We start from the raw sequence: 6682 nt of genomic DNA, 5'->3' as shown, positions 1-6682 counted from the left end.
GGGCTGGTGGGGAGCGGACGCGGGGCGCGGAGGTGACGGGGCGGCCGGTGCCCGCGGTGCGGTTCAGTGCGCGCCTCCCTCGGCGAACTGGCCCGGGCGGCGGCCCTCTCCGGCCGGTCCGCGGTAGGCCTGGGCGATGTCGAGCCAGCGCTCGGCCTCCGCGCCCTCGGCCTGGAGGGCCAGGTCGGCGCGGTGGCGTCGGCGGGTGACCAGGAGGCAGAAGTCCTCGGCCGGGCCGGTGATCCGGTCGGTGGCGTCCTCGGGGCCGAAGGCCCACAGATCGCCGTTGGGTGAGGTCACCTCGGTGCGGAACGGTGCGGCGGGCGGGGTCAGGCCGCGGGAGAGGTAGCCGAAGTCCCGGGTGAGGAAGGCGAAGAAGACCAGGTGGCGCAGGCGCCCCGTCGGTTCGCGGCGCACGCCGAGCGCGTCCGCGATGTCCTGCCCGTGGCCGAAGACCTCCATGATGCCCGCGGAGGCGAGCACGGCGGGCGGCAGCGGGTTGACCAGCCAGGGCACCACCTCGCCCTCGGGGACGGCGGCCAGCGCGTCGACGGACGCCCGGCCCGACGCGCGGAAGCGGGCCAGGAGTTGGTCCGGCGGGAACCCGTTGAACTGGCGCAGCGCGGCGTTCACGGCGCCGTCGAAGTCGTGGGAGGCGCCGGCGGCGATCCGGGCGAAGGCCTCGGGGTCGGAGGCGGCCGTGCCCGCCAGGTGGAAGATGAAGGTCAGGTGGGCGATCTGGTCGGCGATGCTCCAGCCGGGTGCGGGCGTGGGCGTGTTCCAGGCGGCGTCGTCGAGGCCCTCGACGAGACGGGCGGTCTCCTCGATGTCGGTCGCCAGGTCCTTCAGAACGTCGTTGAGGCTGCTCATGGTCGGGGCTCCTTCGAAGTCGGTCGGTGAACGGGTCGCGGGTGCGGGTGTGCCGGTCAGCCGCCGGCGGGTGCGCTGCGGGCGGGGCGGGTGTCGGGGCGGGGGTCGGTGGGGGGCGGCGGGACGAAGCGGCTTCCGGCGCGGACGGCGGCGGTGAGGGACGCCCAGGCGGCGAGCTCGACGAGCTCGCGGTCGCCGGGCCGGCCCGCCCGGAACGCGGTCACGTCCGCGTCGGTGATCTGGTACGGGGCGAGGGCGATGAGCAGGGACAGCCGTGCGGCGGGCCGCTGGTCGGGGGTGAGCCCGGCGACCAGGGGCTCGAGCCAGGCGCGGCTCGGGCCGGGCGGTGTGCCGTCGCTGACGGCGAGTTCGGCGTGCAGGAGTTCGCGTACGGGCTCGGGGATCCAGTGTTCGGCGGAGGCGTCGACGCAGGCGACGGCGCGGGCCAGGGCGTCGGCGACGGCCGGCTCGGGCCGGGCCCAGGCGAGCGCGGCGGGCAGCGGCGCGGCGGGGAGCAGGCCGAGGGACGCTCCGGCGGTGATCGTGACGCCGGTGTCCGGGCGCATGGCCCGTGCGACGATCCGCAGCGCCGGTCCGTGTCCGGCCTTCGGGGCGGCGGCGGGCACGGGCGAGTCGGGCAGGAACAGCTGGACCATCCGGTTGAGGTAGTGGAAGGTGACGGCGGTGGCGAGCAGTTCGGGCGCGTGCTCGGCGGCGAAGGGCACCGGCTTCGGCGGACCGCCGGCGGTGGTGAGGTCGCGGGCCCACTCGGTGAGGGCGGCCAGGGGCGCGGTGTCCGGCCCGGCCAGCGTTTGCAGCTTGGCGCTGTGGACGTCGACGCAGTACGCGCACTCGTTGGCCTGTGACACCCCGGTGGCGACGGCCTCCTTGGCGGCTCGTCCGGCGCGGCCCTCGACGAGGAGGGTCTCGCGCAGCAGGACCCAGCAGGCGGCGAGCGTCTCGGGCGCCGGGGAGTGCAGCGCCAGCGGCGGTGCGAGGACCCCGAACTCCCGGCCGGCCCGGTCGTAGACGTCGGCCACCAGGCCCCTCGCCTCGTGCGGCGGGACCGCGGCGACGTGCCGGATCTGCTTGAGGGAGCCTTTCACCATGGTTCTCACGAGTGGTCGCACCGCTGTCTCCTGGAATCGCGGGCCGGTTGCGTGAAGCAACCCACCGGGGAAGAGAAAGTCCTGTGAAGCAACTGACCGGCCGTCGAAAGGCGCGCCCGTCGGGTGCCGGTCACACGCCGGCCGGCTGCCTGGGCTTGTTGCGCAGCAGCGGCAGGACCGCGTCCCGGCCGCTCTTGTAGCCGGTGGGCGCCGGGGCTCCGTAGCTCACGGCCACCCCCCTGCGCTGGGCCGCCGCCACGATGTGCGGGACCGCGCGCTCGGCGACGGCGGCGATGGTCATCGCCGGGTTGACGGTGAGCGCCCCGGGGATCGCGGACCCGTCGGTGACGAAGACCCCGGAGTGGCCGCGCAGTTCGTTGGTGTCGTCCAGGGCCGAGGTGCGGGGGTCGTCACCCATCCGGCAGGAGGCGAGGGGGTGCACGGTGTAGGCACCGACCAGGTCGTTGGTCCACGGCATCACCTTGGCGAGGCCGTCCTTCTCCAGGATCTCCTTCACTTCCGCGTCGGCCTGGTTCCAGCCGTGCCAGGTGTTCTTCGTGGGCCGGTAGGAGAGGTTGCCGCGGCCGAGCATCTGCTGGGAGATGCGCATGGCGTTGCCCTTCTCCGGCGGCGGGCCGAAGACGCCCTCGTTGTCGTCCTCGGTCATCGAGAAGATCGTCAGCCAGGACTTCCAGTTCTTGAGGATCTCCTTCTTCTCCCTGCCGAACCAGGTCGGCCCGGTGGCGTCGGGCACCTGGGCGAGGATGGTCCCCAGGCCCGGCGGGAAGTACAGCTGCTCCAGCGAGTAGCGGGAGTACTCGGGCAGCGAGCCGTCCAGCCTGTCCCAGCTGGCCACGGTCGGGCCCCGGCCGATCGCGTTGGCGCCGTAGGGCAGCGCGCCGTCGCCTCGGGACAGGCCGAGGAGTTCGGCGACCTTGTCCTCGTTCAGGATGGCCGTGTTGAGCCGCTCCCCGTTGCCGGAGAAGTAGCGGCCGACCGCGTGCGGCATCGCACCGAGGTGGGCCTCGCTGCGCTGGAGGATGACCGGGGTGGCCGCGGCGCCGGCCGCCATCACGACGATCTTGGCCTCGATCACGCCGGAGCCGTTGTGCAGCCGGTAGTCCTGGTCGTCGACGACGTTGTAGTGGACCCGGTAGTTCCCCTCCTCGGTCCGGGCCAGGTACTGCACCTCGTGCAGGGGCCGGACCTCGGCCCCGTGGGCGATCGCGGCCGGCAGGTAGTTGACGGTGAGCGACTGCTTCGCCTCGAACCGGCAGCCGGCCATCATGAAGTTGCAGTTGGTGCACTTGGAGTTGTCGATGGCGACGGCGAGCGGGTTGGCGGTGCGTCCGGCGTGGTGGCAGGCCGCCGCCCACAGGCCTCCGGCGTAACTGACGTCACTCCATTCCTGCTTGGTCACCGAGAGGGATTCCTCGATCCGGTCGTACCAGGGGTCGAGGGTGTCGCGGCTGAGGGCGGCGGGCCACATCCGGCGGCCGATGCTGCCGTGGCGGTCGAAGACGAAGCGCGGGGCGCGCGGCATGGCCGCGAAGTAGACGACGCTGCCGCCGCCGACGCAGTTGCCGCCCAGCACGCTCATCCCGTCGCCGACGACGAAGTCGAAGGCCCGCGTGTAGGAGGAGCCCAGCTTGTAGTCGTGCTCGAAGTCCGTGCTGCGCAGCCAGGGGCCGCGCTCCAGGACCGTGACCTTCGCACCGCCGGCGGCGAGGTGGTAGGCGGTGATGGCCCCGCCGAAGCCACTGCCGATGACCAGGACGTCGGTCTTCTCGATCGCGTTGCTCATGCCGGGCTCCCGGTTGGAGTGGTGTCGGGGTGGAGGTCGGCCAGCTTGCGGCCGTAGCCGAAGTCCGAGAACCGCCACAGGCCGTCGGCGTCGGGGGCGGTGATGCCCATCGCCGTGAGGCCGGGGTGGCCCTCCTCGATGGCCTGCGCGGTGTGGAGGTGGGCGGCGGAGTCGAAGGCCATGTTGCAGAACAGGGAGAGCAGGACCCAGAAGTCCTTCTCCGGGTGGCCCGGGGTGGTCAGGGTCTGGATCAGCCGCACCCGGTCCTCGTAGTCGAGGGCGACGAAGGGCGGCACCGTGTCGTCCGGCTCCAGCCCCCGCTCGGCGGCGTAGGTCCTGGCGTGGCCGTTGACGAGGCCGGCCAGGTCCTCCAGGCCGTCGGCGATGCCGGTCGCGTCCCAGCGCAGGAGATCCAGGGCGCCGGCGGCGACCGCTCCTCCTCCGCTGCCGGCGCCGGCTATCGCCCGGTCGCCGGGCCCGCGCTTCTCGCCGGGAACGATGGTGTCCGCATAGGCCTCGAGGGTGAGGGTCGCCTCGTCTCCGATGTCGACCCTGCGCTCGGGAATTCTGGCCAATGTCTGCAACGCGTCCTCCCGGTCTCGTTGGTGGGATTCGCCTGGGGTGTGAAAAGAACGTAGAGCTGCCAAGTCTTTTCAAACAACTGACACCGGCGCCGTTCACCGAACGGTGAGTTGCATGAATGAACTAGGCGGAGTCGGCGCATCACCCCCGCTGACCAGTCCAAAATCCCGTTCGATCGCTTAACGTTCTTGTCGATGTATTCCTCTTCGCTCAGCCACGGGGCCCGCGCCTCGAAATGAAGAGGCACGCCGGAACAACGCGTACCGGTCCAGGGGGTGTCAGTTGGAAAGCAAGGGCAAGGCTCTGGAGCTGCCGACGGAATTCACCCAGCGGGTCCGCATCGCGGTGCTGCGGCCGGCCGACTCCCCCCGGCTGAACGGGGTCGACCACACCCATGTGCAGCGCCTGGCCGACGTACTGGCCTCGCTGCCGCCGATACTGGTCCACCGTCCGACGATGCGGATCGTCGACGGTTCGCACCGGGTGGCCGCCGCCGCCCTGAGGGGGCAGGACGCCGTCGAGGTGCACTACTTCGACGGATCCGAGAAGGACGCCTTCCTGCGCGCGGTGTCCGCGAACATCGCCCACGGCCTGCCGCTGTCCACGGCGGACCGCAAGGCCGCCGCCGAGCGCATCCTGCGCTCCCACGCGGACCTCTCCGACCGGGCCGTCGCCACCTGCACCGGCCTGGACCCCAAGACGGTCGCGGCCGTACGGCGCAGTTCAGCCGTGGATTCTCCACGGTCGAACACGCGGACGGGCAGCGACGGCAGGGACCATCCGCTGGACCGCACGCTCGAGCGACTGCGGGCCGCGGAACTCATGACCAGCCGACCGGACCTGCCGCTGCGGGCCGTCGCCCAGCAGTCCGGCCTGTCCCTGGGCACCGCCCACGACGTGCGCAGACGCCTCCAGCGCGGGGAGGCCCCGGTGCCTCCCCGGCGGCGCCGCAAGGCGCCCGGAGGCCGGCCGGCGAATACCGGCTCCGCGCCGGCCGCCCCCGCGGACCGGGAGTCCGCGCCGGCCGCGCCCGGCCGCCCGGCGGCGGGACGGCCGACCACCGGCGGACGCAGCCGCACACCACTGGAGACCTTGCGCAACCTCGCCGCCGACCCGTCGCTGCGCCAGTCCGAGTCCGGACGCCATTTCCTGCGTTGGCTGCACACCCATTTCGTGGTGGACGAGGCGTGGCGGCAGCAGGCGGGCGCCGTCCCGCCGCACTGCACGGCCACCGTGGCCGAACTGGCTCTGCAGTGCTCCCACACCTGGCGCAGGTTCGCCGAGGACCTGACCAGCCGCCGGCTGACCGACATGGGGCCGACCGGCGCCGTTCGGCCCGCGCCGACGTCCCGGAACTGACAGGCGCGGCATCGCCATTCTCGACCACCAGGGAGAAACGGTGACCTCCACCACGATCGAGCGTGCAGTCCACAGGGTGATCGTCGATATGCAGGCCAATCTGGGCCAGGATCTCACCATCGACGACATGGCGCGGACCGCGATGTTCAGCAAGTTTCACTTCACCCGGGTCTTCCGGGATGTGACGGGGACCTCCCCGGGGCGTTTTCTCTCCGCGCTCCGGTTGCAGGAGGCGAAACGCCTTCTGCTCGACACCACATTCAGCGTGGCCGACATCAGCAGTCAGGTCGGATACAGCAGCGTGGGCACGTTCAGTTCGCGCTTCAAGGCCTGTGTGGGAGTTTCCCCGAGCGTATTCAGAGAGCTCGGCGGATTCACGTCGGCCATCGACTCCGACACGGACCCCGGGAGCGACGGTCCGCGCACCACCCTGCGCGGGCAGGTCTCCCTGCCCGAGGGCCGCTCGCCCGGCCACTGTTTCGTCGGCCTCTTCCCGACCCCGGTCCCCCAGGGGCAGCCGGTGCGCTGCGCCGTCCTGGACGGACCCGGCGCCTTCGAACTGGGCGACGTCCCCGCGGGCACCTGGTACGTGCTGGTGCACTCCGTCCCGTACGGCAGCGAGGACCTTCCCTCGGGCACCGGGGACGAGGACATCGTCTCCGTGGGCTCCTACGGGCCGGTCACCGTGCACGAGGACACCCTGCTGCTGCCCGCCGAGATCACGTTGCGCCCGGTCGGTGCGCTGGACCCGCCCGTGCTGATGGCCCTGCTCGACCTGCGGGCCAACGCGCTGGAACAGGCCGCCGGCTGAACCGACGGCAGCGGAGAGACAAAGGGGGGCGGGGGGGGGGGGGGGGGGGGGGGGGGGGGGGGGGGGGGTTTTTTTTTTTTTTTTTTTTTTTCTCGGACAGAAGACCACCCGCCCCCGGCGCCGGCTTCGCCGCCTCGTAGAACTCGT

The 6682-nt window shown here is 72.1% G+C and carries 6 protein-coding genes; 2 read left to right on the top strand and 4 right to left on the bottom strand.

The genetic code is table 11. The features are described 5' to 3' along the window. Nucleotides 1-63: 63 nt before the first annotated feature. From ACZ470_RS39745 to ACZ470_RS39730, 4 genes are all read right to left on the bottom strand, one after another. Nucleotides 64-870 carry a TIGR03084 family metal-binding protein gene (locus ACZ470_RS39745; RefSeq protein WP_468434833.1) on the bottom strand — a complete coding sequence of 269 codons (807 nt, stop codon included), beginning with the start codon at nucleotides 868-870 and terminating at the stop codon, nucleotides 64-66. Nucleotides 871-926: 56 nt separating this feature from the next. Continuing rightward, entirely contained in the window at nucleotides 927-2000 is a 1074-nt protein-coding gene (locus ACZ470_RS39740; protein ID WP_468434832.1) for a carboxymuconolactone decarboxylase family protein, read from the bottom strand. A gap of 109 nt (nucleotides 2001-2109) precedes the next feature. Further along, nucleotides 2110-3783, bottom strand: a complete 1674-nt coding sequence (locus tag ACZ470_RS39735) for an FAD-dependent oxidoreductase (protein WP_468434831.1) — start codon at nucleotides 3781-3783, stop codon at nucleotides 2110-2112. Next, on the bottom strand, nucleotides 3780-4358 hold the full coding sequence (locus tag ACZ470_RS39730; RefSeq protein ID WP_468434830.1) for a DUF5987 family protein: 579 nt from the start codon (nucleotides 4356-4358) through the stop codon (nucleotides 3780-3782). The genes ACZ470_RS39735 and ACZ470_RS39730 overlap by 4 nt, the downstream gene beginning before the upstream one ends. A 316-nt stretch (nucleotides 4359-4674) precedes the next feature. Between ACZ470_RS39730 and ACZ470_RS39725 the strand changes: the two genes are divergently transcribed. Continuing rightward, nucleotides 4675-5724, top strand: a complete 1050-nt coding sequence (locus ACZ470_RS39725) for a ParB/RepB/Spo0J family partition protein (RefSeq protein WP_468434848.1) — start codon at nucleotides 4675-4677, stop codon at nucleotides 5722-5724. A gap of 88 nt (nucleotides 5725-5812) precedes the next feature. Beyond that, nucleotides 5813-6535: a helix-turn-helix transcriptional regulator gene (locus tag ACZ470_RS39720; RefSeq protein ID WP_468434847.1), complete on the top strand. Its 723-nt coding sequence runs from the start codon at nucleotides 5813-5815 to the stop codon at nucleotides 6533-6535. The last annotated feature ends 147 nt before the right edge of the window (nucleotides 6536-6682 follow it).

The sequence above is a fragment of the Streptomyces sp. NPDC031111 genome, assembly GCF_055570675.1.
The sequence above is the reverse complement of the archived record's forward strand: the minus strand, read 5'-3'. Positions and strand labels throughout refer to the sequence as shown.